The organism is Microbispora sp. NBRC 16548, from assembly GCF_030268985.1.
GTDB lineage: Bacteria > Actinomycetota > Actinomycetes > Streptosporangiales > Streptosporangiaceae > Microbispora > Microbispora catharanthi.
The window spans coordinates 50,180-76,722 of record NZ_BSSF01000003.1; the positions used below are offsets into that span (position 1 = coordinate 50,180).

General features: G+C 72.8%; 28 protein-coding genes and 1 pseudogene. 17 read left to right on the top strand and 12 right to left on the bottom strand.

The features are described 5' to 3' along the window. Positions 1-49: 49 nt before the first annotated feature. A complete protein-coding gene (locus tag QSK36_RS08045; RefSeq protein WP_285782297.1) occupies positions 50-928 on the top strand; it encodes an alpha/beta fold hydrolase in 879 nt (292 codons plus the stop codon). A gap of 162 nt (positions 929-1,090) precedes the next feature. Here the strand turns inward: QSK36_RS08045 and QSK36_RS08050 are convergent, their stop codons facing one another. Both QSK36_RS08050 and QSK36_RS08055 read right to left on the bottom strand, forming a co-directional pair. Beyond that, the gene (locus QSK36_RS08050; protein ID WP_285781888.1) at positions 1,091-2,452 is read right to left on the bottom strand and encodes a tetratricopeptide repeat protein; all 1,362 of its coding nucleotides are present in this window, start codon (positions 2,450-2,452) and stop codon (positions 1,091-1,093) included. A gap of 256 nt (positions 2,453-2,708) precedes the next feature. Continuing rightward, positions 2,709-4,259, bottom strand: coding sequence for an alpha/beta fold hydrolase (locus tag QSK36_RS08055; protein WP_285781889.1), 1,551 nt, complete (start codon positions 4,257-4,259; stop codon positions 2,709-2,711). A gap of 277 nt (positions 4,260-4,536) precedes the next feature. On the opposite strand from QSK36_RS08055, the gene QSK36_RS08060 reads away from it, so the two are divergent. The 4 genes from QSK36_RS08060 (at position 4,537) to QSK36_RS08075 (ending at position 8,600) form a co-directional block, all read left to right on the top strand. Next, positions 4,537-4,950, top strand: a complete 414-nt coding sequence (locus QSK36_RS08060; protein WP_285782298.1) for a YciI family protein — start codon at positions 4,537-4,539, stop codon at positions 4,948-4,950. Beyond that, the gene (locus QSK36_RS08065) at positions 4,947-6,191 is read left to right on the top strand and encodes an RNA polymerase sigma factor (RefSeq protein ID WP_285781890.1); all 1,245 of its coding nucleotides are present in this window, start codon (positions 4,947-4,949) and stop codon (positions 6,189-6,191) included. Before QSK36_RS08060 ends, QSK36_RS08065 begins: the two co-directional genes overlap by 4 nt. Before the next feature lie 230 nt (positions 6,192-6,421). After that, positions 6,422-7,603 (top strand): NAD(P)/FAD-dependent oxidoreductase, encoded by a 1,182-nt coding sequence (locus tag QSK36_RS08070; protein WP_285781891.1) that lies wholly within the window; start codon positions 6,422-6,424, stop codon positions 7,601-7,603. A gap of 46 nt (positions 7,604-7,649) precedes the next feature. Next, positions 7,650-8,600 carry a sigma-70 family RNA polymerase sigma factor gene (locus QSK36_RS08075; protein WP_183532478.1) on the top strand — a complete coding sequence of 317 codons (951 nt, stop codon included), beginning with the start codon at positions 7,650-7,652 and terminating at the stop codon, positions 8,598-8,600. 118 nt (positions 8,601-8,718) lie between these two features. Here the strand turns inward: QSK36_RS08075 and QSK36_RS08080 are convergent, their stop codons facing one another. The 3 genes from QSK36_RS08080 to QSK36_RS08090 all read right to left on the bottom strand — a co-directional run bounded on the left by QSK36_RS08080 (position 8,719) and on the right by QSK36_RS08090 (position 10,732). Further along, a complete protein-coding gene (locus tag QSK36_RS08080; protein ID WP_183532467.1) occupies positions 8,719-9,426 on the bottom strand; it encodes a hemerythrin domain-containing protein in 708 nt (235 codons plus the stop codon). A gap of 149 nt (positions 9,427-9,575) precedes the next feature. Next, complete coding sequence (locus QSK36_RS08085; protein ID WP_285781892.1) at positions 9,576-9,962, bottom strand: VOC family protein; 387 nt, start codon at positions 9,960-9,962, stop codon at positions 9,576-9,578. Then, positions 9,959-10,732, bottom strand: a complete 774-nt coding sequence (locus QSK36_RS08090; RefSeq protein WP_285781893.1) for an arsenate reductase/protein-tyrosine-phosphatase family protein — start codon at positions 10,730-10,732, stop codon at positions 9,959-9,961. Before QSK36_RS08090 ends, QSK36_RS08085 begins: the two co-directional genes overlap by 4 nt. A 70-nt stretch (positions 10,733-10,802) precedes the next feature. Between QSK36_RS08090 and QSK36_RS08095 the strand changes: the two genes are divergently transcribed. The 8 genes from QSK36_RS08095 (at position 10,803) to QSK36_RS08130 (ending at position 18,125) form a co-directional block, all read left to right on the top strand. Next, complete coding sequence (locus tag QSK36_RS08095; protein ID WP_502883292.1) at positions 10,803-10,931, top strand: pyridoxine 5'-phosphate oxidase C-terminal domain-containing protein; 129 nt, start codon at positions 10,803-10,805, stop codon at positions 10,929-10,931. A gap of 51 nt (positions 10,932-10,982) precedes the next feature. Beyond that, a complete protein-coding gene (locus QSK36_RS08100) occupies positions 10,983-12,257 on the top strand; it encodes an APC family permease (protein ID WP_285781894.1) in 1,275 nt (424 codons plus the stop codon). Positions 12,258-12,332: 75 nt separating this feature from the next. After that, positions 12,333-13,049, top strand: coding sequence for a MerR family transcriptional regulator (locus QSK36_RS08105; RefSeq protein WP_285781895.1), 717 nt, complete (start codon positions 12,333-12,335; stop codon positions 13,047-13,049). 80 nt (positions 13,050-13,129) lie between these two features. Then, entirely contained in the window at positions 13,130-13,522 is a 393-nt protein-coding gene (locus QSK36_RS08110) for a GntR family transcriptional regulator (protein ID WP_183532459.1), read from the top strand. Next, positions 13,519-14,409, top strand: a complete 891-nt coding sequence (locus QSK36_RS08115; RefSeq protein WP_285781896.1) for an ABC transporter ATP-binding protein — start codon at positions 13,519-13,521, stop codon at positions 14,407-14,409. The genes QSK36_RS08110 and QSK36_RS08115 overlap by 4 nt, the downstream gene beginning before the upstream one ends. Then, positions 14,406-15,467 carry an ABC-2 membrane transporter-related protein gene (locus QSK36_RS08120; RefSeq protein ID WP_285781897.1) on the top strand — a complete coding sequence of 354 codons (1,062 nt, stop codon included), beginning with the start codon at positions 14,406-14,408 and terminating at the stop codon, positions 15,465-15,467. The genes QSK36_RS08115 and QSK36_RS08120 overlap by 4 nt, the downstream gene beginning before the upstream one ends. After that, the gene (locus tag QSK36_RS08125; protein ID WP_285781898.1) at positions 15,464-16,894 is read left to right on the top strand and encodes a S41 family peptidase; all 1,431 of its coding nucleotides are present in this window, start codon (positions 15,464-15,466) and stop codon (positions 16,892-16,894) included. Before QSK36_RS08120 ends, QSK36_RS08125 begins: the two co-directional genes overlap by 4 nt. A 46-nt stretch (positions 16,895-16,940) precedes the next feature. Then, positions 16,941-18,125 carry an alpha/beta hydrolase family protein gene (locus QSK36_RS08130; protein WP_285781899.1) on the top strand — a complete coding sequence of 395 codons (1,185 nt, stop codon included), beginning with the start codon at positions 16,941-16,943 and terminating at the stop codon, positions 18,123-18,125. 166 nt (positions 18,126-18,291) lie between these two features. On the opposite strand, the gene QSK36_RS08135 is transcribed toward QSK36_RS08130, so the two are convergent. The 3 genes from QSK36_RS08135 to QSK36_RS08145 form a co-directional block, all read right to left on the bottom strand. Next, positions 18,292-19,176 (bottom strand): fructosamine kinase family protein, encoded by an 885-nt coding sequence (locus QSK36_RS08135; RefSeq protein ID WP_285781900.1) that lies wholly within the window; start codon positions 19,174-19,176, stop codon positions 18,292-18,294. 79 nt (positions 19,177-19,255) lie between these two features. Continuing rightward, positions 19,256-20,053 (bottom strand): putative protein N(5)-glutamine methyltransferase, encoded by a 798-nt coding sequence (locus tag QSK36_RS08140; RefSeq protein ID WP_285781901.1) that lies wholly within the window; start codon positions 20,051-20,053, stop codon positions 19,256-19,258. A 167-nt stretch (positions 20,054-20,220) separates the two neighbouring features. Next, a complete protein-coding gene (locus tag QSK36_RS08145; RefSeq protein ID WP_285781902.1) occupies positions 20,221-21,177 on the bottom strand; it encodes a sigma-70 family RNA polymerase sigma factor in 957 nt (318 codons plus the stop codon). Between the two features lie 64 nt (positions 21,178-21,241). Between QSK36_RS08145 and QSK36_RS08150 the strand changes: the two genes are divergently transcribed. Next, entirely contained in the window at positions 21,242-21,967 is a 726-nt protein-coding gene (locus QSK36_RS08150) for an FMN-dependent NADH-azoreductase (protein ID WP_285781903.1), read from the top strand. A 6-nt stretch (positions 21,968-21,973) separates the two neighbouring features. Here QSK36_RS08150 and QSK36_RS08155 read toward each other — a convergent pair whose 3' ends face one another. The 4 genes from QSK36_RS08155 to QSK36_RS08170 all read right to left on the bottom strand — a co-directional run bounded on the left by QSK36_RS08155 (position 21,974) and on the right by QSK36_RS08170 (position 24,585). Further along, the gene (locus QSK36_RS08155) at positions 21,974-23,023 is read right to left on the bottom strand and encodes a DUF418 domain-containing protein (protein ID WP_183532442.1); all 1,050 of its coding nucleotides are present in this window, start codon (positions 23,021-23,023) and stop codon (positions 21,974-21,976) included. Between the two features lie 244 nt (positions 23,024-23,267). Further along, positions 23,268-23,858 carry a DinB family protein gene (locus QSK36_RS08160; protein WP_285781904.1) on the bottom strand — a complete coding sequence of 197 codons (591 nt, stop codon included), beginning with the start codon at positions 23,856-23,858 and terminating at the stop codon, positions 23,268-23,270. Positions 23,859-24,049: 191 nt separating this feature from the next. After that, a complete protein-coding gene (locus QSK36_RS08165) occupies positions 24,050-24,358 on the bottom strand; it encodes a MiAMP1 family antimicrobial peptide (RefSeq protein WP_076441895.1) in 309 nt (102 codons plus the stop codon). A gap of 89 nt (positions 24,359-24,447) precedes the next feature. Further along, a complete protein-coding gene (locus QSK36_RS08170; protein ID WP_183532438.1) occupies positions 24,448-24,585 on the bottom strand; it encodes a hypothetical protein in 138 nt (45 codons plus the stop codon). A gap of 77 nt (positions 24,586-24,662) precedes the next feature. Between QSK36_RS08170 and QSK36_RS08175 the strand changes: the two genes are divergently transcribed. The 3 genes and pseudogenes from QSK36_RS08175 to QSK36_RS08185 all read left to right on the top strand — a co-directional run. Beyond that, entirely contained in the window at positions 24,663-25,148 is a 486-nt protein-coding gene (locus tag QSK36_RS08175) for an FBP domain-containing protein (RefSeq protein WP_285781905.1), read from the top strand. A 375-nt stretch (positions 25,149-25,523) separates the two neighbouring features. After that, the gene (locus QSK36_RS08180) at positions 25,524-25,883 is read left to right on the top strand and encodes a hypothetical protein (protein ID WP_285781906.1); all 360 of its coding nucleotides are present in this window, start codon (positions 25,524-25,526) and stop codon (positions 25,881-25,883) included. Continuing rightward, positions 25,880-26,542 (top strand): annotated as a pseudogene (locus QSK36_RS08185) (ABC transporter ATP-binding protein); the annotation flags it as partial. The gene QSK36_RS08180 and the pseudogene QSK36_RS08185, both read left to right, overlap by 4 nt. Position 26,543 lies beyond the last annotated feature (1 nt).

Sequence of the window (26,543 nt, forward strand, 5' to 3'; positions counted from 1 at the left end):
GCCCGGCAGCCTGGGGGCATCTGATCCCGCACAGAAAGGGGGGCGCGTGATGGCGCCTGTCCTTCCCGGTTTCGACTACCTTCGCGTGCCGGTCGCCGACGGTGTGTCGCTGAACGCGGCCGTCGCCGGGTCGGGGAGCCCGATCCTGCTGCTGCACGGCTTCCCCCAGACCCACCTGATGTGGCGGCACGTCGCCGCCGACCTCGCCGCCGACCACACCGTGATCTGTCCCGACCTGCGCGGCTACGGCGCCAGCGACAAACCGGCCGAGGCCGGTCGCGAGACCTATTCCAAGCGCACGATGGCCGCCGACGTCGTCGCCCTGGCGCGAGCGCTGGGACATGAGCGGTTCGCGCTGGCCGGGCACGACCGCGGCGCGCTGGTCGCCTTCCGCGCCGGGCTCGACCACCCGGCCTCGATCAGTCACCTGGCGTGCCTCGACGTGCTGCCCACGCTGAACATGTGGGAGGTGATGCACGGCGCAGGCGCCGCCGTCGGATTCCACCTGTACCTGATGGCCCAGCCGCCCGGCCTGCCCGAGCGGATGATCGGCGCGAGCGCGGACGCCTTCTCCGGCCACTTCCTCGACGTCTGGACCCTCGACCGCGAGGCGATCCCCGCCGGCGTACGCGCCGCCTACCTGGACGCCTGCCGTGCGGCGGTGCCCTCGATCGTGGCGGACTACCGCGCGTCGGCGGGGATCGACGTGGACCACGACCGGGTGGACCGGGAGGCGGGGAACCGGCTGCGGATGCCGGTGACCGTGCTCCAGCAGGACTGGGGAGCCGCCCTCGGGTACGACGCCGAGGCGCTGTGGGACGCCTGGGCCTCCGACCTGGTGCACACGACGGTCAAATGCGGGCACTTCATGGCCGAGGAGGACCCGGCCGGCGTCGCCGGGGCCCTGCGCGCCCTCCTCACCCGCTGATCGAGGCGCCGGTACGCCCGCGGGATCGGCCCCACGTCAGTCGCGACGTCACCGCGGTTGGCGATGATGACGGCGAACGGCGGGATCACCAACGCCACCGCGGACATCACCAGGGCGGCCACGGGCGAGACTGCTCTCATGACGCCCGTGCAGTCGCGCTGATCAGGTGGCCTTACCGCGGGCGATGTAGAGGTTCATGTCGGTGAAGTCGAGAGTGACGTTGTAGGGCTTGTAGAAGCAGTGGAAGAAGGCGGTCGGCACGTCGAACCCCAAGGGGGCGAGCTCGGCCCCTGGGTGGTTCTCGCAGTAGATCTCCTCGGCGGTGGCGTCGCCGAGGCGGATCTCCTTCGGGTAGCAGGGGTAGGTGACGGCCGGGTGGCTGTGGGCAAAAGTCCCGATCGGGCGGTCGTAGTCGGTGCGGATCCCCAGATGCTTGGCAGTGTCCCCGAACACGACCGCGGCCATCTCGCCCGTTCCACCGAAGTTCACGCCCACCACCCCTGTGGCGGAGCCGGCGACGCCGGCGACGCTGCCCCTGCTGTGCAGATATTGCTCACGGGCCAGCCACAGCGGCAGGGGTTTGGCACCCGCCCGTATGGCGTCAGCGCGTGCCTTCCCGGCCGTTTCGGGGGTCCGGCGGCGCAGGATCAGCGACCGCCCCGCGTAGTCGAAGGTGGTCAGCAAGTGGTAGAAGACCCACGTGCCGATCAGGCCGTCGCTGTCAGTGTCGACATCCTCGCCCGACTCCGTCGACGACCAGCCCACGGGTACGTTGCGCAGTTCGATGCCGCCCAGCTTGAAGGAGTCCAGCACCCCGTAGTACGCCCATATGGTGTCGTTCTCGTACTCGATCTTCTGACTGGCGACCGGGCTCAGCCCGGCCTCCTTTGCCACCGACGCGCGCATGCTCAGATTCGGGGCGCCGGTGTAGAACATGAAGCGCTTCGGCGGCCCGCCGTTGACCGAGGCCTCCACCAGCGGAATCGGGTCCATCTGCTGGAACGGCATACGCGCGATGTCGCCGTGGATCTGATACGGCTCCCCGCTGGCCGCCGCGAACCACTTGGCGTAGCTGTCCTCGCCGGCTGCTTGCCAGTGTGGTGCGGACAGGGAGAATTTGTCCTGCCGGATGTAGCAGTCGGCCAGGAAGTAGTTGGCGTCCTTGTCGTCGGGTGCCAGCTCGACGGCCATCTTGAGGTATTTTTCGGCGTCGGGGAACTTGTTGGCCAGTAGCGCTACATAGCCGCGCCGTCGGGCCGCGTGCAGGTTCGTGGGGTCTGTCTTCAGAATCTCCTCGTACGCGCGGCCGGCTTGCTCGAACTTCCCGGCCTTGAACAGCGCGTCCGCGTCACCGCTGCCCGCCAGCGCCGTGGCCGCCCCGCCTAACAGCGGCGCCGTCGCGGCCGCACCGGCCAGCACCGCGGCGCCCCGCAACACCGAACGCCGGTCCCATTCTCCGTCATTCACCAACGCCTTCTCCTTTTCGTGATCACCTTCGCCGGATGCCGCCGGACTTCGCCGCACGCTCGGGTACTCACCCGCGGTTCGCCCGCCGACCCCACTCACTGTCGGCCAGCCGTGTCCCCGCCTCGTCCGCGCCGTGTCATGGTCGTGTCACGGCCGCAACCGACGGTGGCAGCCGGCGAGAAATCGCGGCATGGGGCAGACAACGCTGCAGGTGTTCCGCGAGCTGTTCCGGGGATGGGGGCTATGCGGCGGTGTTCAGCCCATTTCCGCGGAGGGGCGGCGCCCTGTGCCGGGCCGACCCGGGCCGACGGGGTCAGCAGGCGACGTCGGCGGGCGGGAGCGTCCCGGTGGTGAGGAAGGCGTCGACCTGGCCGTTGAGGCAGGCGTCGCCGAAGGCGGGGTACGGCGCGTGGGTGTGCGCGTCGATGGTGACCAGGCGCGAGCCCCGGATGCCCGCCGCCACGGCGCGGCTGTTGGCCACCGGCGCCGCCACGTCCCGCAGCGCGGCGGTCACCAGGACACCGGGCGCCCGGTCGGCCGGCAGCCGCACCGGCTCGTCCTTGATCCGGGGCCAGAAGGCGCACGGCGTGATGTTGGCGTTGGCCGGGCCGAACAGCGGATACCGTGCGCTATAGGAGGCGAGATCACGCTGGTAGTCGCGGGGGTCACGCGGCCAGGGGCCGTCCCCGCACCGGTAGGCCATGTTGGTCGCCGTGTGGTTGTCGGCCGGGACGCCGGGCACCCCGGCGGGCGGCAGCGGGCGGACGGGGAACGGCACGTAGGGCTCCCGCCCGGCGGCGATATCGGCGAACGCCGCAGCGACCAGCCCGAAGGAGCGCTCGTCATAGATGCCCGCCACGAGCAGCGTCCCCAGTTCGCCCGACGTCCAGGCGTGACCCCCGACGACGAGCGGGGCCGTCGCGGCGCGCCGGATCAGCCCCGCGACGGCGTCGGTGACCTCCCGCGCCGTGCCGCCGAGGCCGTACACGGCGTTTCGCTCGGCCGTCCAGGCGGCGAAGGCGCCCGTCCCGGCCTCGAACGCCGGGGTGCGGTCCAGTTCGTACGGCCGCCACGCGTTGTCCGGGTTGACCGGGCTGTCCAGCACGAACCTGTCCACCCTGCCGGGGAACAAGGCGGCATAGACCGCCCCGAGCATCCCCGCGTACGATCCGCCGAGGTAGGAGATCTTCTCCTCGCCGAGCGCGGCCCGGATGACGTCCATGTCCCTGGCGGCGTTCGCCGTGGTTGCGTACGGCAGGGCCCACCCGGCGGCGCGCACGCAGTCGCGGGCGTACGCGCGGGCCTCGGCCGCGTCGGCCGGGAAGCTTCCGGGGGTGGCGGTGCGGACCCAGTAGCCGCCGGGCTCCTCCACCTCCCGGCCGCAGCCGATGGGCGTGCTCCGCTCGACGAATCGGATGTCGAAGCCGATCAGGTCGTAGCGCGCCCGCACCTCGGGGGACAGCAGGGGTGCCAGGCTCGACGGCAGCGGCACGCCCGGCCCGCCGGGGCCGCCTCCGGTGGTGAGCAGCACGCCGCGGCGCCGGGCTGGGTCGGTCGCGGGCAGCCGCGAGATCGCGATCGTGATCGTCCGGCCGCGGGGACGGCGGTGGTCAAGCGGCACGGTGACCTCGGCGCAGCGCAGGGCGGGATCGTCGACGCCCGCGCAGCCGCCCCAGCGCAGATCCCGCGTCGGATGCCGGCGCGGATCCCGCTGTGGATCCCGCTGTGGGTCCTGCAGGGGATTCTGCTGCGGATTCCGGCCCGAGGAGAGGCCCGCCACACCCGCCGCCGGGAGCGCCGGTGAGAGCAGCACGATCGATGCCGCGACGGCCGCGATCCGCGCCGCGCCTGCCCAGTACGTCATGCCGCACACACTGATCAACGGGAGCCGCGCGCGCCAACGGTCCGGCCCTGCGTGCCGTCCGGCGGGGGAGTGCGCGCTGCTCCGGGGCACGGCCCCCGTGCCCGCGCGTGAAACTTTCCCGGCGTTTCCCCGCTTGACAGGGCCCGCGGCCGCTCCGGCACAGTGGCCGGACGGTCTTTCGTGCTCACGGGTGTGTCCGGATCCGGGGGCCGGCTTCGACGTCCTTGGTGAAGCGGTGCCGAAGATGCCCGCCGGAGAGGAACGAACCGTGAAGTACATGATCATGCTGTACGGCTCGCAGCGGGACTACGACGAGCTGGCGGGACGGCCGGGCCACGGACCCGCCTGGTCGGCCGAGGACGCCGCGGCCATGCACGCGTTCATGACGGAGTGGAACGACGACCTGGTGAAGTCGGGGGAGTTCGTCGACGCCCAGGGCCTGACCGCCCCTGTCCACGCTCGCAGGATCCGGCTGCGTGAGGGCGTCCCCGTCGTCACCGACGGCCCGTACGCCGAGACCGAGGAGGTCCTGGCGGGCTACACGATCGTCGAGTGCGACAGCTTCGACCGGGCGACGCAGATCGCCGCGTGCCTGGCGCACACCCCGCATCCCGAGGACGCGGCTCTGGCGCACGAGTGGTACGTGGACGTGCGTCCGATCGCCGAGTCGCAGGCCGAGCTGGAGCTGTGACGACGCCTCGCGGCGAGGCCGAGGACCTGCTGCGCGGCCTGGCGCCGCGGGTCCTCGGCGCGCTCGTGCGACGGTACGGCCACTTCGACACCGCGGAGGACGCCGTGCAGGAGGCGCTGCTCGCCGCCGCCGTCCGCTGGCCGGAGGACGGCCTGCCGGATAACCCGCTGGGCTGGCTCGTCACCGTCGCCGCCCGCAGGCTCACCGACCTGCTGCGCGCCGAGCAGGCCCGGCGCGAACGGGAGGACGCCGCCGGCAGGCGGGCGCTTCCCGAGTGGCGGCTCGCGCCCGCCGCGGACGCGTCCACGTCCGGGTCCGACGACACGCTGATCCTGCTGTTCATGTGCTGCCATCCCGCGCTGTCGCCCGCCTCGCAGATCGCCCTCACCCTCCGCGCGGTCGGCGGCCTGACCACCGCGCAGATCGCCCGGGCGTTCCTGGTGCCGGAGGCGACCATGACCCGCCGCATCACCCGGGCCAAGCGACGCATCAGGGACAGCGGCCTCCCGTTCGGCATGCCAGCGCGAGCCGGCCGCGACGCGCGCCTCAGCGCCGTCCTCCACGTGCTCTACCTGGTCTTCACCGAGGGGTACGCCGGGGAGGCCGGGCTTCGCCGTGAGGATCTGACCGCCGAGGCGATCCGGCTGGCCCGCATCGTCCACCGGCTGCTGCCGGACGACGGCGAGGCGGCCGGGTTGCTCGCGCTCATGCTGCTCACCGACGCACGTCGCGCCGCGCGCACCACCCCGGACGGCACGCCGATTCCGATGGCCGAGCAGGACCGGACCCTGTGGGACGCCGCCCGCATCGCCGAGGGCGTGGTGCTGGTCGACGCGGCCCTGGCGCGGGGTGCGCCCGGGCCCTATCAGGTCCAGGCGGCGATCGCCGCCCTGCACGACGAGGCGCAGAGCGCGGACACGACCGATTGGCCGCAGATCGCCGCGCTGTACGAGGTGCTGACGGGGATGTCGGACAACCCCGTGACGCTGCTGAACCACGCGGTCGCGGTGGCGATGAGCCGGGGCCCGCGGGCGGGGCTGGACCTGCTCGACGGGCTGGAGGGTGACGAACGGCTGGCCCGTGACCACCGCCTGCCCGCGGTGCGCGCGCACCTGCTGGAGATGGCCGGAAAGCGGGCGGCGGCACGCGAGGCCTACCTGGCGGCGGCCCGGCGGGCGGCGAGCCTGCCGCGCCGGCGCTACCTCAACGCCCGCGCCGCCCACCTGGGTGACGACGCCTGACGAGCCGGCCGGAGTCCCGGCGACACCGTCCCACGGCCGGATCGCGGTCAGCCGGACTTCCGGCTGGACATGGACGTCGACCTGGACCTTCTGCGCCGCCTCGGCGTCGTGAGCATCGCTGGGCGACGCTCCTGCCGCTCTGTGACCCATGCCACACGCAGTTCCTGTCAGCAATCGGGGCGACGTTCCGCTCAACTCACCGAGAGCGAGCGAACCGACAGGAGCGTCACATGAAGCACCACATCGTCGTCCTCGGCGCCGGCTATGCCGGGGCCTACGTGGCCGGGACCCTGGCCCGCCGGCTGTCCCCGGCGAACACCGAGATCACCGTGGTCAACGCCGTGCCGGACTTCGTCCAGCGAATGCGGCTGCATCAGTTGGCGGCCGGCCAGGACGTCGAGGCTCCGAAGCTCGCCGACGTCTTCGCGGGCACGGGGATACGGCTGCGCGTGGCCCGCGTCACCGCCGTCGACCCCGAGCGCCAGGTCGTCGCCGTGGCCGACGCCGCCGGCGGCGTCGAACTCGGCTACGACACGCTTTTGTACGCGCTCGGCAGTCACGGTGCCGACCGCACTGTCCCCGGCGCGGCCGAGCACGCCTTCGACGTCGCCGCCAGGCCCTCGGCACTGCGCCTGCGCGAGCGCCTGGACAGCCTGGACAGCCTGGGCAGGCGGGACGAAGGCGGGCGCGTCGTGGTCGTCGGCGACGGGTTGACCGGCATCGAGACCGCCACCGAGATCGCCGAATCCCGGCCCGGCCTGTCGGTGGCGCTGGTCGCCCGCGGCGAGCTGGGCGGCCGGCTCTCCGCCGGGGCCCGCAGCCACCTGCGCCATGCCTGCGACCGGCTGGGCGTCACCGTCCTGGAGTACACCAGCGTCGAAGCCGTCGAAGCGACGCGGGTGCTGTGCGCCGACGGCACCGCCCTGGCGTCCGACGCAACCGTCTGGACGGCCGGGTTCGCGGTCGACCCCATCGCCGCCGCCGGCGGGCTGGACGTCACCGAGAACGGTCAGATCGTCGTCGATCGCATCATGCGGTCGGTCTCGCACCCGAACATCTACGCCGTCGGCGACAGCGCGTACGCCATCGGCGACAACGGCCGGCCGCTGCCGATGTCCTGCGCTTCGGCCGGCTACACCGGCCGGCAGGCTGTCGAGGCGATCGTGGGAGGCCTGACCGGCCGCAAGATCGCGAACACCAAGCTGGTCTACACGTACAACCACATCAGCCTCGGGCGGCGGGACGGGATCCTGCAGATGGTCGACGACGAAGGGCGAGCAAAGCCGAAGTACATGGGCGGCCGGAAGCCCGCGCGGATCAAGGCGGGCATCCTCAAGATGTCGCTGTGGGCCACCTCGCACCCGACCTTCGGCGTGCCCAAGCGCAAGCACCGCCCGGCCGCCGCGCCGTGACGAACGCGCCTACCGGCCCCTGACTCACTTCTGAAGGGTGGTCCGCGTGGACAGCACCGCCACTGATCGCTTCGGCACCGGCCGGTTCGAGGCCGGCCGGAGCCGGCTGGCCTCACTGGCCTACCGGCTGCTGGGCTCCGCCGCCGACGCCGAGGACGTCGTGCAGGACGCGTTCCTGCACTGGCAGACCGCGGACCAGCAACGGATCAAGGTGCCGGAAGCATGGCTGGCCAAGGTCGTCACCAACCTGTGCCTCGACCGGCTCCGCTCGGCGCGAGTCCGCCGCGAACGCACCGCCGGCGCCTGGCTGCCCGAACCGCTCCTCGACGGCGACCCGATGCTCGGCCCGGCCGACTCGTTCGAGCAGCGCGAATCGGTCTCCCTGGCCGTGCTGACGCTCATGGAGCGCCTGTCGCCCTTCGAGCGGGCCGTCTACGTCCTGCGCGAAGCGTTCTCCTACAGCCACGCCGAGATCGCAGAGATCCTCGACATCACCGAGTGCGCGAGCCAGCAGCACCTCCACCGGGCCCGGCGCCGCATCACCGCCGCGCGCCGCGGCGGCGAAGTCGACCCGGCATCCGCCCGCAGGGTCGTCGAGGAATTCCTCGCCGCTGCCTCCTCGGGCCGCACCGAACGGCTGGTGGCGCTGCTCACCGACGACGCGACCGCGATCTCCGACGGCGCCGGCCTGGCCGAGAAGCTGCTGCGCTACGACGCTCCGCAGCGCATCGCCGCCGTCGTACGGGCCGGCTTCAGACCCACACCCGCCAAGCGGCGATTTGCCGGCGGCACGCCCGCCATCCACTACGCGCTCGTCAACGGCGCCCCCGCCGTCCTCTTCGTGATCGGCGACCACGTCATCGGCGCCGTGACCTTCGACATCACGGGTGGCAAGATCGCGACCGTGCGCGGCATCGCCGCCCCCACCCGCCTGGTCCGCCTCACCGAAGCCTGGCGGCGGCACGGACCGGACACGCCGCTCATCAGCCAGTGGTGACCCGACGCCGACCGCAGCCAGGCGCAGCGCCCGCATTTCGAACCGCTCCCACGGCGCCGCCCGCCCCGGATGCCGCCTCCGTCGCTGAGGCTCCGCCGCTTCAGGGGATGGGGACGCGTCATCCGGGGGGAGTGAAGCGGGACAGGTCGTAGATGCCGAGCGCCTTCTCGATATCGGCGACCTGGTCGACCACCCCTTCGAAGCCGCGCGGCCCGAAACGCCGGTGCTCTTCGTCTTCGAAGACCTCGGCCAGGCGGAGGAACTCCTTGGCGGGCACGACCTCACGGAAGGCGGGGAACACCACCGTGTCCTCCCGCGCCTCGTGCGGCTCGTACATGCGGACGAACGCCGCCATGTCGGCGACCAGGGTGTGGGCGGCCCTGGCCCCCCTGGTATGCCGGGTGGCGGTGAGGATGCGCCCGGTCAGCTCGCGTCCTCGGCGGTGCTGCAGCAGCAGGACCGAGACGGTGCCGGTGAGCCTGCCGGCCTCGCGCAGCCGGGGGAAGACGTACTTCTCCTCCAGGTGCTCGTGGTAGTCCTCGATGAAGCCGCGGATGATGCGGGCGGCGGCGTTCAGCGGCTGTGTGGGCGCCCGCTCGCCGCCCTCGATCCGCCTGATGCCCTCCCGGTAGACGAGCAGGAGACGCTTCAGCACGCCGTGCTCGCGCATGAGGTCCTCGGGCGGAGTCACCTCCGCCTCCTGTTCAGGGGCTCGCGGCGCGGCCGCCGCGGCGGGGGCCGTGACGGCCGCCGCCCCCGCGAGGGCGGCGGCGGACAGGCCAAGCAGGTCGCGGCGGCGCACCGCCGGTGAATCACGATCGTCCACGCCGTCTCCGTCCTCGCCCGGTCGTCGGGCGCCGCCCGCGTGCTCGTACGCGATCGGAGACTCCCCCGCACGGCCGGACGCCACGCGGCGGCGCGGGTAAACGCTTCGCCTGGCGATCCGTGTCACGCGATCAGCCTGGCCGGCCGAGGTCAGGACCGATTGGCGGGCTCGAACAGTTCGACGAGATTGCCGGCGGGGTCGGGGAGCAGGATCTGCCGGCCGCCGGGGCCGGTGACCACCTCGCCGTGGAACGACAGGCCCGCGGCGTGCAGCCGGCCGATCTCGGCGTCCAGGTCGTCGACGACCAGCTGGATGCGGTTGCGGCCCGCGCCGGTGGCCTCGGCCGGTGTGGCGCGGGCGCCGGAGCTGGCGGGTCCGGACAGCAGCAGCCGCAGCGGCCCGCGTACCACGTCGGCGAAGGCGGGTGCGGCGCTGCTGTTCAGGGTGAAGCCGAGATGGGCGGTGTAGAAGCCGACGGCCGCCTGGACGTCGTCGACGATGTAGCGGACGCAGGCGTAGTGGTCGGTCGCCGTCATGAGTGAGCCTCCGGAGTCTGAGCCAGGACAGGCAGTAGGTAACGGACGCGCGTGTCGATGTCCGCCGCCGCTCGGCCGAGCGCGGCATGGACGTCCTGCTCCGACCGGCCCGCCGCAGCCGGATCGGGGGTGCTCCAGTGGATCCGCCGCGCGTGGTCGCCGAACTCGGGGCAGGCTTCGCGGACCCTGTCGCACAGGGTGATGACGTAGTCGAACCGGCGGCCGCGCAGCGTGTCCAGATGGCGGGGACGCCGGTCGGCGATGTCGATGCCGTACTGCTCACGCAGCACGCGTACGGCATGCGGGTGCACCCGTGCCGCGGGCCGGCTGCCGGCGCTGGTCACGGTCACGCGACCGGCGGTGTGATGGCGCAGCAGAGCTTCGGCGATCGGTGAGCGGGCGCTGTTTCCCGTGCAGGCGAACAGCACCGAGAGACGGGGCCACCGCGGCGGAGGCGCCGGCGGCTCGGGGACGCCGCGCAGTGCGGGATGCAGGGCGGCCCCGGCGCCTGCCAGGGCCTGGGCGCAGCGGTCCAGGTTGAGCCGGTAGTAGCTGTCGCGGCCGTCGCGGCTGCTGCGTGTGGCGGTGACCAGGCCGCCGTCGCGCAGCAGCCGCAGGTGGTAGGAGACCAGATTCTGCGGCGCCCCGACCAGCGTCATCAGCTCGCGGACCCGCAGGTCGCCCGCCGCGAGCTCGGTCAACAGCCGCCAGCGCAGCGTGTGGGCGGCCAGGCGCACGAACGCCGGAAGGGCTTGCTCGGACGACGCCATGACCCGGACAATACATCAAACCCATTTGATGGAACACTGCCGAAGAGGCGGGCTCCGGGGCCGCAGCCTCGTGGCGTATCCGGAACGGGCGCCGGGAGAGGAAGTCGAGTTCTGGCAGGCCGACCGCGACCGCCGGCACACCCGTCTGCGCTACACGCGCGAGGAGGCCGGCTGGGCGCGGCACCGCCTGTGGCCCTGAGACGGAACGCCCGGCCGGTCCGCACTCGCAGGCCGGGAAGTACGGTGATCGATGTCACTGGAGGTGGCCATGGGCACACCGGCCCGCGCTGGGCAGGGACCGCTGGAGCGTCGGCTGGGCCTGTCCGACGCCGTGGTCATCGGGCTGGGTTCGATGATCGGCGCGGGGATCTTCGCCGCCCTGTCGCCGGCGGCGCGGGCGGCCGGCTCCGGACTGCTGCTCGGGCTGGCGGCGGCCGCGGTGGTCGCCTACTGCAACGCGACCTCCTCGGCCCGGCTGGCCGCGCGCTACCCCGCCTCCGGCGGCACCTACGTGTACGGGCGGGAGCGGCTGGGGGACTTCTGGGGCTACCTGGCGGGGTGGGCGTTCGTGGTCGGTAAGATCGCCTCGTGTGCGGCGATGGCGCTGACCGTCGGCTCCTACGTGTGGCCGGAGCAGGCCCACGCGGTGGCGGCGGCGGCCGTGGTGTCGCTGACCGCGGTCAACTACGCGGGGATCCACAAGAGCGCCTGGCTCACCCGCTTCATTGTCGGGGTGGTCCTCGCGGTCCTGGCCGCCGTGGTGATCGCGGGCCTGACCTCCGGCGCCGCGGACCCGGGCCGGCTGGACGTCGGAGCCGACGCCACCGCCGGCGGGGTGTTGCAGGCGGCGGGCCTGCTGTTCTTCGCCTTCGCCGGTTACGCCCGCATCGCCACCCTCGGCGAGGAGGTGCGCGACCCGGCGCGGACCATCCCCCGCGCGATTCCGCTCGCGCTCGGGCTCACCCTGGTCGTCTACGCGGCGGTCGGGGTGTCCGCGCTCGCCGTGCTGGGCGGCGCGGCCCTGGGCGACGCGGCCGCACCCCTGGCCGCCGTCGTGCGGGAGGCCGGGATGCCCGGCCTGGCCCCGGTCGTACGGGCGGGCGCCGCGCTCGCCGCGACCGGCTCGCTGCTCGCGCTGATCCTCGGGGTGTCCCGCACCACGCTCGCCATGGCACGCGACCGGCACCTGCCGCACGCGCTCGCCGCCGTCCACCCGCGCTTCGCGGTGCCCCACCGCGCCGAGCTGGCCGTCGGCGCGGTCGTGGCGATCCTGGCCGCGACGGCGGACCTGCGGGGCGCGATCGGGTTCTCCTCCTTCGGCGTGCTGGTCTACTACGCCGTCGCCAACGCCAGCGCCTGGACTCTCGGCCGCGATGAGGGACGGCCGCCGCGTGCCGTGCCCGCCGTCGGCCTGGCCGGGTGCCTGATCCTGGCCTTCGCCCTGCCGCTGTCCTCGGTGGTCTCCGGTGCCGCCGTGCTGGCGGCCGGCGCCGCCGTCTACGCCCTGCGCCGGGCCGTCACCTGACGAGCGGCACTTGAGACTCGCAGGCGCTTATCATGAGCGGATGCGACCCGAAGCCTCAAGTCCGGTGAGCCACAGGTGAGTCACAGGGCGCTGCGCCCGGTCGATCTGGCGCGGGAGGCAGGAGTCTCCACCCAGCAGATCCGCAACTACGCCGACGCGGGAATCCTCCCGCCTGCCGAGCGGACGGCCGCCGGCTACCGCAGGTTCGACACGCGGCACCGCGAGGCCCTGCTCGCCTACCGGGCGCTGGCCAAGGGGTACGGGTGGGAGGCCGCCCGCACGATCATGCTGGCCGTGCACGACGGCGACCTGACGGGCGCGCTCGCCCTCGTGGACGCCTGCCACGCCGCGCTGCACCAGCAGCGGCTCGCCCTGCGGGCGACGGGGGAGGCGCTCGAAGCGGTGGCCGGGCAGGATCCCGGCGGCCCGGCCGCGCCGCAGTCCGCCCTGCGCGTCGGGGAGGTGGCCGCCCTCCTCGGCGTACGCACCTCGGCGTTGCGGGTGTGGGAGGCCGCCGGGCTGCTGACGCCGCAGCGCGAGCCCGGCACCGGCTACCGGTGGTACGGCCCGGCCGAGGTCCGCGACGCCCGCATGATCCACATGCTGCGGCAGGGACGGTATCCGCTGGCGCGGATCGGAGACGTGCTCGACGGCCTGCGCCGCACCGGCAGCACCGAGGCGCTGCGCGCCGCCCTCGCCGAACGCGGCGCCGTCCTCGCATCCACGGCCGTCGCCATGCTCGAAGGATCGGCGCGTCTGCACGAGTACGTCACCGGCGCCGCCGGGCGCTGACACACCTATCCATTGATCCTTACGACCGCTTAACATCTATATACCTAAAGTGCTAGGAACCTAGATGAATAGAGGTTGTGATGATCGAGCTCTACCTGGACGGCCGGTCCGGCGTCTCGCCGTACCTGCAGCTCGTCCAGCAGGTGCGGCACGCGCTGCGGCTGGGCCTGCTGCGTGAAGGCGATCAGCTTCCGACCGTCAAGGACGTGGTGGCGCGGCTGGCGATCAACCCGAACACGGTGCTCAAGGCCTACCGGGAACTCGAGCACGAGGGCCTGGTGGCGGCCAGGCCGGGGGTCGGGACGTTCGTGACCAGGACGCTGACCGACGCCTCGCTGGCCGCGCACGGCCGGCTGCGGCAGGACCTGCGCCGATGGCTGACCAAGGCCCGCCTGGCCGGCCTCGACGACGAAAGCATCGAGGCGCTGTTCATGACCACCTTCCGGACCGCCGCTCAGGAGGACATCGCGTGAGCGCCGTCCTGCAGGCCCGCGACCTGGGCAAGAAGTACGGCAAGCGATGGGCGCTGCGCGAGTGCACCGTCGACATCCCGGCCGGCCACGTCGTCGGGCTGGTGGGCCCCAACGGCGCCGGCAAGACCACCCTGCTCAAGCTGGCCGCCGGCCAGCTGACGCCGACCTCGGGAACCGTCGCCGTGCTCGGCGGCCGTCCCACGGGAGACCCGGCGCAGCTGGCCAGGATCGGATTCGTCGCCCAGGACACCCCCGTCTACGCGGGCCTGAGCGTCGCCGACCATCTGCGGCTGGGCGCCCGGCTCAACCCCGGCTGGGACGCCGCGCTCGCGCGAGAACGCATCGAACGGCTCGGCCTCGATGCCCGGCACCGGGCGGGGAAGCTGTCGGGCGGGCAGCGCGCCCAGCTCGCCCTCACCCTGGGCCTGGCCAAACGGCCCGAGCTGCTGATCCTGGACGAGCCGGTCGCCGCGCTCGACCCGCTGGCCCGCCGCGAGTTCCTGCAGGGCCTGATGGAGGCCGTCGCCGAGCACGAGCTCAGCGTGGTGCTCTCCTCCCACCTGGTCTCCGACCTGGAACGGACCTGCGACTACCTGATCGTGCTGGTCGGCTCGCGCGTGCAGCTCGCGGGGCAGGTGGACGACCTGCTGGCCACCCACCACCGGCTCACCGGCCCGCGCCGCGACCCCGACCGGCTCCCGGCCGGTCAGCACGTCGTCTCCGCCAGCCACACCGATCGGCAGAGCACGTTCGTCATCCGCACCGAGGACCCGATCCACGACCCCGCCTGGACCGTCAGCCGGCTCACCCTGGAAGACCTCGTCCTGGCCTACATGGAAGGGCCGACTCCCGCCCAGGGGCGACCGGTCCTGGAGGTGCGGCGATGATCTGGCTGACCTGGCGCCAGTTCCGCGTCGCGGCCGCGACGACGGCCGCCGCGCTCGTCGTGCTCGCCGCCGCCCTGGCACTGACCGGGCCGGAACTGGCCTCCGACTACTCCGCCGGCATCACCGCCTGCACCCGGGACGGCGGCTGCGCGCACTTCTTCGACCGGTTCTTCGACGACTACGAGGCCCCCTTCCAGGCCGCCACCGTCGTCGTGCTGGTTCTTCCGGCCCTGATCGGTCTCTTCTGGGGCGCGCCGCTGATCACCCGCGAGCTGGAGGCCGGCACGCATCTGCTGGTGTGGAACCAGAGCATCACCCGCGCCCGCTGGCTGGCCGTCAAGCTCACGGTCACCGGCCTGGCCGCCGCGGCGGCCGCCGGGCTGTGCAGTCTCGCGGTGACCTGGTGGTCCGCCCCCCTGGACAAGTCCGCCGCGCCGGGCTTCACGCTCATGGATCCCCTGGTGTTCGGCGCGCGCGCCATCGTCCCCATGGCCTATGCGGCGTTCGCGTTCGTGCTCGGCGTGACCGCGGGGCTGATCGTCAGGCGCACCCTGCCCGCCATGGCTCTCACCCTAGCCGTCTTCGCGGCGGTTCAGATCGTCATGCCGTTGACGGTCCGGCCCCACCTCCTCCCTCCGGTCAGCTCATCCTTCGAGCTCGGCCCGGAGAACGTGGACTCGTTCAACAAGTCCAGCGACGAGGCGTTTCCGCAAGTGATCCTGGATAAGGCAATACCAGGGCACACCGGCGCCTGGGTGCTGTCCAGCCGCCTCACCGATCCGTCCGGACACGTGGTCGGCGGCGACGGCGCCCCCGTCACCGTTCGCGTGTCCGTGACGTCAGGACCGTGCGCGCCGTCCCAGCAGGCCCAGGATCCGGCACAGGGCTTCGACGCCTGCATCGCCGAGATCAACCGGCTGGGCTACCGGCAGGAGGCGATCTACCAGCCGTTCGAGCGCTTCTGGCCGCTCCAGTGGATCGAGACCGGGATCTACGTCCTCGTCACCGCCGGCCTCGCCGGTCTCTGTTTCCGGTGGATCCGCAGGCGCCTGTCATGACCGCCAAGTTCATGACGGCCGGGCTCGTGCTCTTCCTGGCGGTCGCCTGCACCACGACGCCGCCGCGCACCGAGCCCGCCGCGACGACCGCCGGCGGATCGTCCGTCTGCGCCGAGCCCCAGGGGAATCCCCCACCGGAGACGCCCACCACGATCGACGTCGTCGGGCAGGCGTACTTCTGCATCCTCGCCAACTACTACGGCAGGGCCACGCTGGACGCCCGCGCACTGCTGATCGCGGGATTCGCCGCCTTCACCCGGGAGCTCAACCGCGGCGGGCGCGACCTGCCCGAGGCGACGATGCCGGCGTTGACCGGTGACCGTCACGCCGACTGGGCCGCGTTCGAGGCGGCGTACCGGCGCGTCGCCAGCCGGCTGCCGGACGACGCCGGCCTCCAGGGGAAGCTCGCCGCCGCCACCCTGCAGGCCATCGTGGCCGGCCTGGGTGACGACCACGCCCGCTGGACGCACGGCGTCAAGCGGCCGCCGGACTACTACGACGGCGACCAGTACGGCCTGGGCCTGCGCGCCAACGTCGGCCCCCAGGTGAGAGCCGACCCCGGAACCGCTCTGCCTCCGCTGTTCATCACCGGCGTCCTGGGCGGACCGGCGAAGGACGCGGGGCTGCGCCCCGGCGACGTCATCGAGTCGATCAACGGATCGGCGCCCTTCGTCGACGGAGAGGTCACCCCGGCCGCCGTCGCCGCGCTCTACCCGCAATACCCGGAGGCCAGAGCGGTCCGGCTCCAAATCCTGCGGCAGAAAACCGGCCGGCGCCGGACCGTGACGCTGAAGCCGGGGCTGTACCAGCCCGATCCGGCCACCCTGCAAGTGGTGACGACGAAGCTGCTGCGAGACGGCATCGCCTACGTACGGCTGAGCGGTTTCGCGCCCGACGTCGCGGACCGGGTCTTCCGGGCGATCTCCAGGCTGGGCTCGGGCCGCACGCTCACCGGCCTCGTGCTCGACCTGCGTGGCAACGGCGGCGGCAGCCCCGGCGAGGCGATCCGGCTGCTGAGCGGGTTCGCCCACGGCAAGGTCACGGCCTACCAGTGCGCGGCGGACGGCGCGTGCGACCCCATGCGGACCGACGACAGCGTCGCGCTGCTCGGCCTGCCACTGGTGGTGCTCACCGACCGCGGTTGCGCCTCGGCCTGCGAGCACTTCAGCTCCGCCGTCAAGGACCTGCGTCTCGGCCGGCTGGTCGGAACGCGAACCGCGGGCGCCGTCTCGGGTCCGGCGCAGCCGTACCTCCTCGGCGACAACTCCACCCTGACGTTCCCGTCGACGCATCACCTGGCGCCCAGCCGTGAGGTGATCGACCGGGTCGGCGTGGCACCCGACCACTACGTGCCGCTGACCCCGCAGGACGCCGCCGCAGGGCGTGACCCCGCCCTCGACGAGGCCCTGAACCTGCTGCACAAGTGACCGGCGCGCACGTGAGCACGTACCGCGTGAAAGGACGAACCGCTTCATGAGTCATGCCGTCAAAGACCTGGCGGTCGCCGGGCTGGTCGTCCTCGCCGCGGCCGCCTGCGCCGCACCGGCCCCGCCCAGGTCCGTCGCCGCCGCGACCGCCCCGTCGTCCGCACCCACCGGCGCCGCGACCCTGCCCGCGCCCACCGGCCCCCATCCGGTCGGCGCGACCACCCTGTATCTGAAGGACACCTCCCGCCCCGACCCGTGGGTGCCCGAAGTGAGGGCCAGGGAGCTCATGACCACCCTGTGGTATCCGGCCCAGGCGGGGGAGGGACGGCGGGCCTCCTACATGACCGCCAAGGAGTCCGAGCTCACGCTGAAGGGCAAGAAGGTGACCGGCGTGCCGTACGACGTGCTGAGCCGCACCCGCACCAATGCCCTCAAGGACGCGAAACCGGCCGGGCGCGAAGGCGGCCTGCCCCTGGTGGTGCTGTCGCCGGGGTTCACCTTGCCCCGGAGCACGCTCACGGCCTTGGCCGAGGAACTGGCCAGCAGGGGGTATGTGGTGGCCGGGGTCGACCACACCTACGAGAACTACGCGACGACGTTCCCGGACGGGCGGGTCGCCGAATGCGTCGCGTGCGACAGCGACACCGACCCCGGCTTCGGCGCGAAGGTGGCCGGGGTCCGCGCGGCCGACGTCTCCTTCGTGCTCGACCAGCTGACCGGACCGGACGCGAAGTGGGAGGGATCCTCCCTGATCGACCCGTCCGAGATCGCGATGGCCGGCCAGTCGATCGGCGGTGCCGGCGCCGTGGCGGCCATGCTGAAGGACTCCCGGGTGCGCGCCGGGATCGACATGGACGGCACCACCTACGCCCGGATCGCGAAGAGCGGGCTGTCGCGGCCGTTCCTGTTCATGGGTTCGGCCGGACACCAGCCCGCGGGCCGCGACAACTCCTGGGACCGCGACTGGAAGCTTCTGACCGGCTGGAAGCGCTGGCTCGTCCTGCCCGGAGCCGACCACCAGTCCTTCACCGATGTGCCGCTCCTGGCGGGCGCTCTCGGCATCGCGGTCCCGGGCGACCTGTCCGCGGCCCGCTCCACGGAGATCACCCGCACGTACGTCCGCGCCTTCCTCGACCGGCACCTGCGTCACCAGCCGCAACCCCTTCTGGACGAGCCGTCTCCGCGCTACCCCGAGGTGCGGTTCTGCACCCCGGGCGAGAGGTGCCGGTAGCGCGCGGGACGCTCCCGGCATCCAAGGACCACCAGTGCGCGGCCAGGCAGTCGAGAGTGGGCCGCGGCGGCGCGGGCATCCGGGTGTTCCGCCTCCCCGGCCGCTCAGCGAGCGGGGCTCGGCCTGATATCGGCCGAAGAGGCCGGCCTGCACAGGGGAGAAGAGCTCACGGCCGCCGCCGGAACGGGGCGAGTGTGGCGCGCACGAGGTCGGCGGCGCCCCAGTCGGGGTCGAACTGGGCGATCACGGCCAGGTGCTGGCGTAGCTGGAGGATCGGCATGCGTTCGCGCCAGTCGCGGTCGAGCCCGGTCAGCTCCGCGTACAGCTCGAAGAACACGTGCGCCTCGGGCGGCGGCGCAGTCGTCCACACGTGGGCCAGGTCGACCTCGGCCCACGTGTACGACACGGCCGGGTCGATCAGCGCGGGCCGCCCGCCGGGGGTGGCCATGACGTTCAGCGCCCACAGGTCGCCGTGCGTCAGGCACGCGGGCCTGACCGGCAGCAGTTCGGGCAGCCGATCGCACAGCCGCTCCAGCGCCGCCCGGTCCGCGGTGTCGAGCGCCTCCTGGACGCGACGCTCGCCGAGCCAGCGCAGCAGACGGTGCTGGGCGAAGAACTCGAACCCGTCGTCATCCCAGGTGTTGACCTGCCGACGACGGCCCAGCCAGTTGTCCCGGTGCCACCCGAATCGGGGGTACCGCGTGGTGGTGTGCAGGTGGGCGAGCACATGCGCGAACCGCTCCCAGAAGGCCTCGGTGCCCGGCCGGGGCTGCAGCACGGACAGCACGAGCAGGTCGCGGTCCGCGAGGATGATCTCGGGCGTGGCGACGCCGCCCGCCTCGCGCAGCGCGGTGAGCCCTTCGGCCTCCGCGGCGAAGGCGTCGTCCGACGGCGGCTCGCCGAACGCCTTGACGAACACCGACGTGCCGTCACCGCGGCGCGCGAGCCCCGCGGTCGCGGCGAGGCCCCCAGTGGCCGGCTCGACCGCGACGACGTCGGTCAGGCCGGCCGCATGCAGGCGTTCCAGCAGGAAGGACGTCGTGTCTGTCACGGGTATGCTCCTTTACTCCCCGAGGGCCTGGACAAGCGCACCCGGAGCCGATCAGCCGGTTTTGCGTCTTCGTGGCCGCTCAGTGAGCGGGGCTCGGCCGGGTGCCGATCACGGCGGTCGCGTCCAGTTCCTCGTCGTGTGTCAGGCGGGCGGTGAGCCCCGCGCGGGCGACAGCCTCGGCGGTCTCCTCCGCCTGGCTCTCGCTCGTCTCCACGAGCAGATGGCCGCCCGGCGCGAGCCAGAGGTCCGCCCCGGCGACGACCCGCCGTACGACGTCGAGCCCGTCGGCACCGCCGTCGAGCGCGACCTGCGGCTCGTGCTCGCGCGCCTCCGGCGGCAACAGCCCGATCGCGCCGGTGGGCACGTACGGCGGGCTGGCGACGAGGACGTCCACCCGGCCCCGCAGCGCGGCCGGCAGGGCCGCGTACAGGTCGCCCTCGTACACCCTGCCGCCCACCGGGGCGAGGTTGCGGCGGGCACAGCGTACGGCGGCGGGGTCGACGTCCACGGCGTGCAACTCCACCGGCCCCGCGGCGGCGGCCAGCGCCGCGCCCATCGCACCCGAGCCGCAGCACAAGTCGACGACGACGGCGCCCGGCCGGGCGAGTGCGGCGGCCTGGCGGACCAGGAACCCGGTGCGCGGCCGGGGCACGAAGACCCCCGGATCGACGGCCAGCCGAAGGCCGCAGAACTCGGCCCACCCGACGACGTGTTCCAGGGGCAGGCCGCGGGCGCGCCGGTCCACCATGTCGTCGAGCTCGGCGGGCGTACGCGCGGCGGAGACCAGCAGACGGGCCTCGTCCTCGGCGAACACGCATCCGGCGGCCCGCAGCCGGGCCACGATCGAGGGAGGAGCGGGGGAGAAGGACAGTGACAAGGGAGAGCCTTTCGGAGTGCCGAGGGCGCTCCCGCGGTCGTCTGTCTCTACGCGACCGTACGCATGGGGAGAAGGGAGCACCCGACGTGTTCAGCGGTAATGGGGCTCACCTCCTCGTGTCGTCGCCGCCGTGACCGGCACCCTACACCAGGCCGTAGGTGCACCCCTCACACGGCCTGGCCCACAAGAGCGAGGTCCAGAAGAGCGAGGTCCAGAAGAGCGAGGTCCAGCGCGCGCAGGCGCGCCGGGTCGGCCACCACGTCGATCTCGGCGATCCGCTCGCCCTCGACCGCCAGGGCGAGGGCGAGCAGCAGCCGGCCGCGCGGCGCCACCACGACGCCCACGGCCCCGTTGACGAGCGCCGGTTCGGCGAACCGGGCCCGCCGGCCGAGGACGACGGTCTCCCGCGCGACCGCCCCCGCACCGCGCACCACCACCGGCACACCCGGCGGCAACGCGGCCGGATCGGCCCGGCGCACCACTCCGGGCGCCAGCACCGCCATCAGCCCGTCCATGTCGCCCTCGCGTGAGGCGGTGAGAAAGGCGTCCACGACGCGCCTGTGCCGCACGGCCTCCGCACCGGCGGTCTCTGGCCTGCCCCGCAGCCGGTGACGTGCCCGGCTGGCGAGCTTCTTGGCGGTGGCCGGCGACCGCCCCACGATGGGGCCGATCTGGTCGAACGGCACGGCGAAGACGTCGTGGAGCACGAACGCGACCCGTTCGGCGGGAGTCAGCGTGTCCAGCACGACGAGCAGCGCCCGGCCCACGGAGTCGGCCAGCACGGCCTCCTGCTCGGGGTCGCCCGCGCCGTTCCACACTGCGCCGTCCCACACCGTGCCGTCCACTGCCTGGTCGTCCCGCGCCTGGTCGTACGGCCGCGGCGTTGCCTCCTCCCGGCGGGCGGCCCGGGCGCGCAGCATGTCGAGGGACACGCGGGAGACGACCGTGGTCAGCCATCCGCCCAGGTTCGCGACCCCGCCGACGTCGGAGCGGCTCAGCCGCAGCCAGGTCTCCTGGACGGCGTCGTCGGCCTCGCCCCCGGTGCCGAGCATGCGGTGGGCGACCGCACGCAGATGAGGACGGTGCGTCTCGAACAGTTCCGCCAGCCCGTCGTGCTCGCCCATCGGTCACCTTTCCCCCGCGTGCCTCGTCACCACCATGACGTACACGAGACAGGAGAGGTGACAGGTGACGTCATTGCTGCATGTCGATTCCAGCGCGAGCCTCGCGGGCGATTCGGTCACCCGGCGGCTGACGGCGTCGTTCGCCGACGTCTGGTGCCGGCGGCACGGCACGATCGGGTACCGCTACCGGGATCTGGCGGCCGACCCCGTGCCGCTGGTGTCCCACGCCTACACGACGCTCGGCCGCCGGGTGGAGCGGCACGGGGTCGTCCCGCTCGCGCGGGTGGCCGCGATGGCCACCGACCCGGCCGAGGAACGCGAATGGGCGCTGACGCTGCCGCTGATCAGGGAACTGCTGGCGGCGGACACCGTGCTGGTCGGCGTCCCGATGTACAACTTCACGGTGCCCGCCGCGCTCAAGGCGTGGATCGACCGGGTGACGTTCCCGGGGGCGTACGTCGATCCCGCCACGGAAAGCAGGCGCCTGCGCGACACGAGGGTGGTCGTGGTCACCGCCAGGGGCGGCGCCTACGGTCCCGGCACTCCGCGGGAGGGCTTCGACTTCCAGACGCCCTACCTGCGGACGTACTTCCGCGAACTCGGGGTGGCCGAGGAGAACCTGCACGTCGTGCAGGCCGAGATGACCCGCGCCGGGGACGTCCCGGCGCTGGCCCGCTTCAGGGAGCTGGGCGACAGGTCACTCGCCGAGGCGTACGCCGCGGTGGGCGCGCTGGCCGGGGAAGGGGAGGGTGACCGGGCGTTTCCGCAGGCTCTCGGCTCGCGACCGTGACGTCGTCTACTCGCGGCGGAGGGGCGGGCGGCGGACCCAGGTGGCCCAGCGCCACAGCCACTCCAGCGGGCCCTGCCGGTAGCGGCGCAGCCAGAGGGTGGACCACACCCACTGGACGGCGAGGATGACGCCGGCGATCAGGGGCACGGCCGGGGCCGGCCAGGTGTCCGGCGGGCCGTCGAGGGCGCGGCCCGCCGCCAGCACGAGGACCGTCGCGGACAGGTAGTTGGTCAGCGCCATCCGTCCGAGCGGCGCGAACACGGCCCGCAGCACCGGCCGCAGCGGGGTCCTGAGCACAAGCAGCAGGGCGCAGACGTACACCCCGGCGATCAGCAGTCCTGCACCGGCCAGGGAGACGCTGAAGCCGCGGTCGGCCGAGTCGAACCGGGTCTGGAGCCACAGCACGGGCGCCGCGGCGGCGGCCAGGACCAGCCCGAGCGTGGCCGGCACACGCGCCGACCGCTCCAGCCGGTCGATCACGCCGTACCGGACCAGTGCCGAGCCCAGCAGGAACAGCCCGGCGATCAAAGCGAACCGGTCGCCCCCGACGAGCAGCGACACCGCGACGAACGCGGGAGCGAGGGCGGCGACGGCCAGGCGGGGCAGCCAGGTCGAGGGAAGCAGCACCAGCAGGCCGATGACGGCGTAGGTGCTCAGGATGTCGCCGTGCCACAGCAGCACGAAGTGCGCCACGCCGAGCGCGAGCAGCGCCAGGAGCCGGCGCAGCAGGACCACGCGCGGGCGGGCGGTGCGGGCGGCCGCGGAGTCCAGCAGCAGCGAGAACCCGACGCCGAAGAGCAGGGAGAAGATCGGGAAGAAACGCTGCTCGACGAGCAGGCCCAGCCAGGCGGCCTCACTTCCCCCGGGGGTGGACGGCGCGACGAACGCGCCGGTCGCGGCGATCGGCTGGACGTTGGCGAGCAGGATCCCGCACAAGGCGAACCCGCGCACGACGTCGAGCGCGGCGATGCGCGGGCGGCCCGCCGAGGTGGTGGCGTGGCCGGGCTCGCCGGGCCGGAGGCGCACGGCGGGGGAGGTGGCGTTCTCAGGATGCATGGGGCCTCATCCTGCGGGCGGCGGCCCCCTGTCGTTATCGGCCGGAAGCATGGTTCGCGCCGCCCGCGATCGTACTTCCGGCCGGTTCCGGAGGCCGGACCCAGCGTGGCGTTCCTCTGGTACGGCCAGGCCGGCGGCGCGACCCGGCGCCCCTCGTCCCGCTCGGGCGGGCCGCCCGGCACGTCACCGGGCGCCGACAAGGCACTCCAGGCCGCCGCGACGATCCGAGTGGCGCGAAACGCGATCAGTACTGGCCGGCTTGCCGCGCCGTCTGCTCCAGCCGGTTCCGGTAGCTCTCCCACCACTCCTGATCGCCGGAGGGCAGGTTGAGGTTGCCGTCCCGCATCCCGGCCTCCCCGTCGATGAGCTCCCTGACGATGTCGGCGTGGCCGGCGTGCCGGTTGGTTTCGGCGATCACGTGCACCAGGATCTGGTGCAGCGTCACCTCGCTCCGCTCGTCCGGCCACCACCGCACGCGGCCGGTCGCGTCGAGCGCCAGCGCGGCGATCGTGCTGTCCGCGTGCTGCCATACCCGGCGGTACAGCCCGACGATGTTGTCGCGCGACTCGTCCGCCGTGGCCCACATGTCCGCGTTGTCCTCGGCGTCGTCCTCCATCCACGGCAGCGGTTCGCCGAACGGCCGCCCGAAGGTCTCGCCGAAGTAGCCCGCCTCCACCCCCGCGAGGTGTTTGACGAGCCCCAGGAGGTTGGTGCCGGTGGGGGTCAGCGGGCGGCGGATCTCATACTCGGAGAGCCCGTCGAGCTTCCACAGCAGAGCGTCGCGGGCGGCTTGCAAATAGCGGTGCAGATCATTCTTCGGTTCCCATGCGATCATCCACGCAGTCTTTCAGCCGGCGCCGGCAGCCCGCATCGGCGTTTCTCCGGCTCGGGCGTCGAGCCGCGCGGCGGTGGGAGCGATCGCCGGTATGGCCCAGCCGGGGCGCGGCCGGGAGGCGGTGGTCCTCCTGCAACGCGGAGCGCCCCGCCCCCGGAGGGTCCCGGGGACGGGGCGTGGCGGAGCCGGGGTCAGCAGACGATGAATATGCTCTTCCAGCCGACCGGAGTCCTCTGCTCCGCGTTCCTGTCGGCGGCGAGCGTGAAGTGGGCCACGCCCTGCGCGTCGGGCTGGTTGTACATCCGGCCGCTCTGGCCGTCGCCGTACCACCGGTACGACCCGTGGAAGGGGATGTTGGACACGCCGCAGCGGTCGATGACCACCGACCTGCCGCTGAAGCCGGGTCCCTCATAGGCGACGTACTGGGAGGCGTAGGCGGCGCCGGCGCTGATCGCGATTGTCGCGGCCGTCAGGGCGGGGACGAGGACGAACCTTTTCATGACGCTCCTTGGGCGGGCCGAACTTCTACTCTTAGTAATCGAATAGTAACGCAGAGTGCTCAGCCCGTCACCCCCTGCGCATGGGGAGCTCAGGTGACGGTCGGCGTCGTCACCCCCGTCGCTCCGGTGAAGCCCGTGGTGAGGCACTCGTCGGCGAAGCGGGCCGGCGGGCGGCCGAGGACGTTGCGGTCCTGCTCGGACCGGTGGGCGACGGCGCCGGTGAACACATGCCGGCCTGCCTAGGACTCCTAGGAGGATGCATAATCGATTGCCGCTAAAACCGGTCATCGGTAGGTTCGGGCCTATGAGGCCAATTGCCGAGCGCGAGATCCGCGCCTCGTTCGTCAACTGCACCAAGGGCGAGGCCAAACGCCTTGCCGTACCGAGGGACCTGGATGTGCGGCCCTGGGACGACCTGGACTTCCTGGGCTGGCAGGATCCCTCCTCGCCGGGTCGCGCATACCTGGTCGCCGAGCAGGGTGACCGTCTGGTGGGGGTGGCGCTACGACGGGCCACCTCCAATGCCGGACATGTACGGCGCAGCATGTGCTCGCTCTGCCTGACCACGCACACCGGCGACGGGGTGTCGCTGATGACCGCCCGCCGCACCGGCGGCAGCGGCAACTCCGTTGGCGCCTACATCTGCACCGACCTGGCCTGCTCCCTCTACCTGCGGGGCAAGAAGGACGTCGGGCCCGGCGGGCGGATGCCCGAGTCGCTCACGCTCGAAGAGAAGATCAGCAGGACCGCGGTCAACGTGAGCGAGTTCCTCCAGAAGGTGACCGCGTGACCGCCACTGTCCACACGCGCGGCCTCCTGCGTACGCCGAGGCGGCCGGTCGGCCGTCCCACGCCCTCGACCGGTGTCAGCGGGCGCCGCCACGCCGGTTGATGCCGGTCGCGCCGGCCGGCGCGCCTGCTCCTCGGCGACCGGATGCCGGAGGGCGGCCGCGCTGCCGGGCTCCTGGAACCGCGCCCGTCTCGACCTCGGCCTGCCGATCCCGCCCTGCCTGAACGCCCCTGACTCCACCGATCGGTGGAGTCGCTCCACCACGTGGGCGAGCGGCCGATTCCACCGCCCGCTCGGGAGATCGGGCGATCCGCACGGGGTGCCTCCGTTGCGACGCTGATTCCCGTCAGGGAACGAAGAGACGGAGGCAACCGACATGCGCAATGTGGTCTGGCTGATCAGCGGGTACGCCGCGGTCAGCCTGCTGACACTGGTGGCGGTGATCGTGTTTCGGCACGACGCGACGATGGTCACCACCGCGGTCTGGATCCGCAGCACCATCGTCGCCGCCTCCTCGCTGCTCACGCTGCTCTTCGCGGTCCGGGCGGCCCGCGGCGACCGCCGGATGCTGCTGCGGCTGCGCGTCGTCACCGCGGTCATGCTGGTCGCGATCGTGGTGATCATCGCGCTGCCCGGCACGTTCCCGCTCTGGCTCAAGTTCGAGCAGGGCATCTGCGGCCTGCTCCTGCTGGCCGTGGTCGTGCAGATCAACCGGCGCCGGGCGGTCCGGCCGTGAGTGCGGTGATCGAGGTGGAGAACCTCCACAAGAGCTACGGGGGCACGGTGGCCCTGGATGACGTCTCGTTCACCGTGAGGCAGGGGGAGATCTTCGGCATCCTCGGGCGCAACGGCGCAGGGAAGACCACGGCCGTGGAGTGCCTCGTGGGCCTGCGGGCGCCGGACCGCGGCCGGATCCGCGTACTGGGCCGCGACCCGGGGCGCGACCACGCCGAGCTGACCCGGCGGGTGGGCGTGCAACTGCAGGACAGCCGGCTGCCCGAGCGGCTGCGGGTGGGGGAGGCGATGCGGCTCTACCAGTCGTTCTATCCGGACCCGGCCGATTCGGGGGAGTTGCTGGCACGGCTCGGGCTGGCCGGGCGGGAGAAGACACCGTACGGGAAACTCTCCGGCGGCCAGAAGCAGCGGCTCGCCATCGCGCTCGCGTTGATCGGGCGGCCCCGGATCGCCGTACTCGACGAACTCACCACCGGGCTGGACCCGCACGCCTGTCGCGACACGTGGGATCTGATCGCCGGCGTCCGCGCCGCCGGCGTCACGATTGTGCTGGTCACCCACTTCATGCCGGAGGCCGAACGCCTCTGCGACCGGATCGCGGTGATCGACGCCGGCCGGGTGCTCGTCACCGGTACGCCGGCCGAGCTCCTCCAGCGCGCCG

Coding starts and splice junctions, on each gene's coding strand:
- QSK36_RS08045 (WP_285782297.1), top strand. CDS start 50: ATGGCGCCTGTCCTTCCCGGTTTCGACTACCTTCGCGTGCCGGTCGCC.
- QSK36_RS08055 (WP_285781889.1), bottom strand. CDS start 4,259: ATGACGTACTGGGCAGGCGCGGCGCGGATCGCGGCCGTCGCGGCATCG.
- QSK36_RS08060 (WP_285782298.1), top strand. CDS start 4,537: ATGATCATGCTGTACGGCTCGCAGCGGGACTACGACGAGCTGGCGGGA.
- QSK36_RS08070 (WP_285781891.1), top strand. CDS start 6,422: ATGAAGCACCACATCGTCGTCCTCGGCGCCGGCTATGCCGGGGCCTAC.
- QSK36_RS08085 (WP_285781892.1), bottom strand. CDS start 9,962: ATGACGGCGACCGACCACTACGCCTGCGTCCGCTACATCGTCGACGAC.
- QSK36_RS08090 (WP_285781893.1), bottom strand. CDS start 10,732: ATGGCGTCGTCCGAGCAAGCCCTTCCGGCGTTCGTGCGCCTGGCCGCC.
- QSK36_RS08100 (WP_285781894.1), top strand. CDS start 10,983: ATGTCACTGGAGGTGGCCATGGGCACACCGGCCCGCGCTGGGCAGGGA.
- QSK36_RS08110 (WP_183532459.1), top strand. CDS start 13,130: ATGATCGAGCTCTACCTGGACGGCCGGTCCGGCGTCTCGCCGTACCTG.
- QSK36_RS08120 (WP_285781897.1), top strand. CDS start 14,406: ATGATCTGGCTGACCTGGCGCCAGTTCCGCGTCGCGGCCGCGACGACG.
- QSK36_RS08125 (WP_285781898.1), top strand. CDS start 15,464: ATGACCGCCAAGTTCATGACGGCCGGGCTCGTGCTCTTCCTGGCGGTC.
- QSK36_RS08130 (WP_285781899.1), top strand. CDS start 16,941: ATGAGTCATGCCGTCAAAGACCTGGCGGTCGCCGGGCTGGTCGTCCTC.
- QSK36_RS08145 (WP_285781902.1), bottom strand. CDS start 21,177: ATGGGCGAGCACGACGGGCTGGCGGAACTGTTCGAGACGCACCGTCCT.
- QSK36_RS08155 (WP_183532442.1), bottom strand. CDS start 23,023: ATGCATCCTGAGAACGCCACCTCCCCCGCCGTGCGCCTCCGGCCCGGC.
- QSK36_RS08160 (WP_285781904.1), bottom strand. CDS start 23,858: ATGATCGCATGGGAACCGAAGAATGATCTGCACCGCTATTTGCAAGCC.
- QSK36_RS08165 (WP_076441895.1), bottom strand. CDS start 24,358: ATGAAAAGGTTCGTCCTCGTCCCCGCCCTGACGGCCGCGACAATCGCG.
- QSK36_RS08175 (WP_285781905.1), top strand. CDS start 24,663: ATGAGGCCAATTGCCGAGCGCGAGATCCGCGCCTCGTTCGTCAACTGC.
- QSK36_RS08180 (WP_285781906.1), top strand. CDS start 25,524: ATGCGCAATGTGGTCTGGCTGATCAGCGGGTACGCCGCGGTCAGCCTG.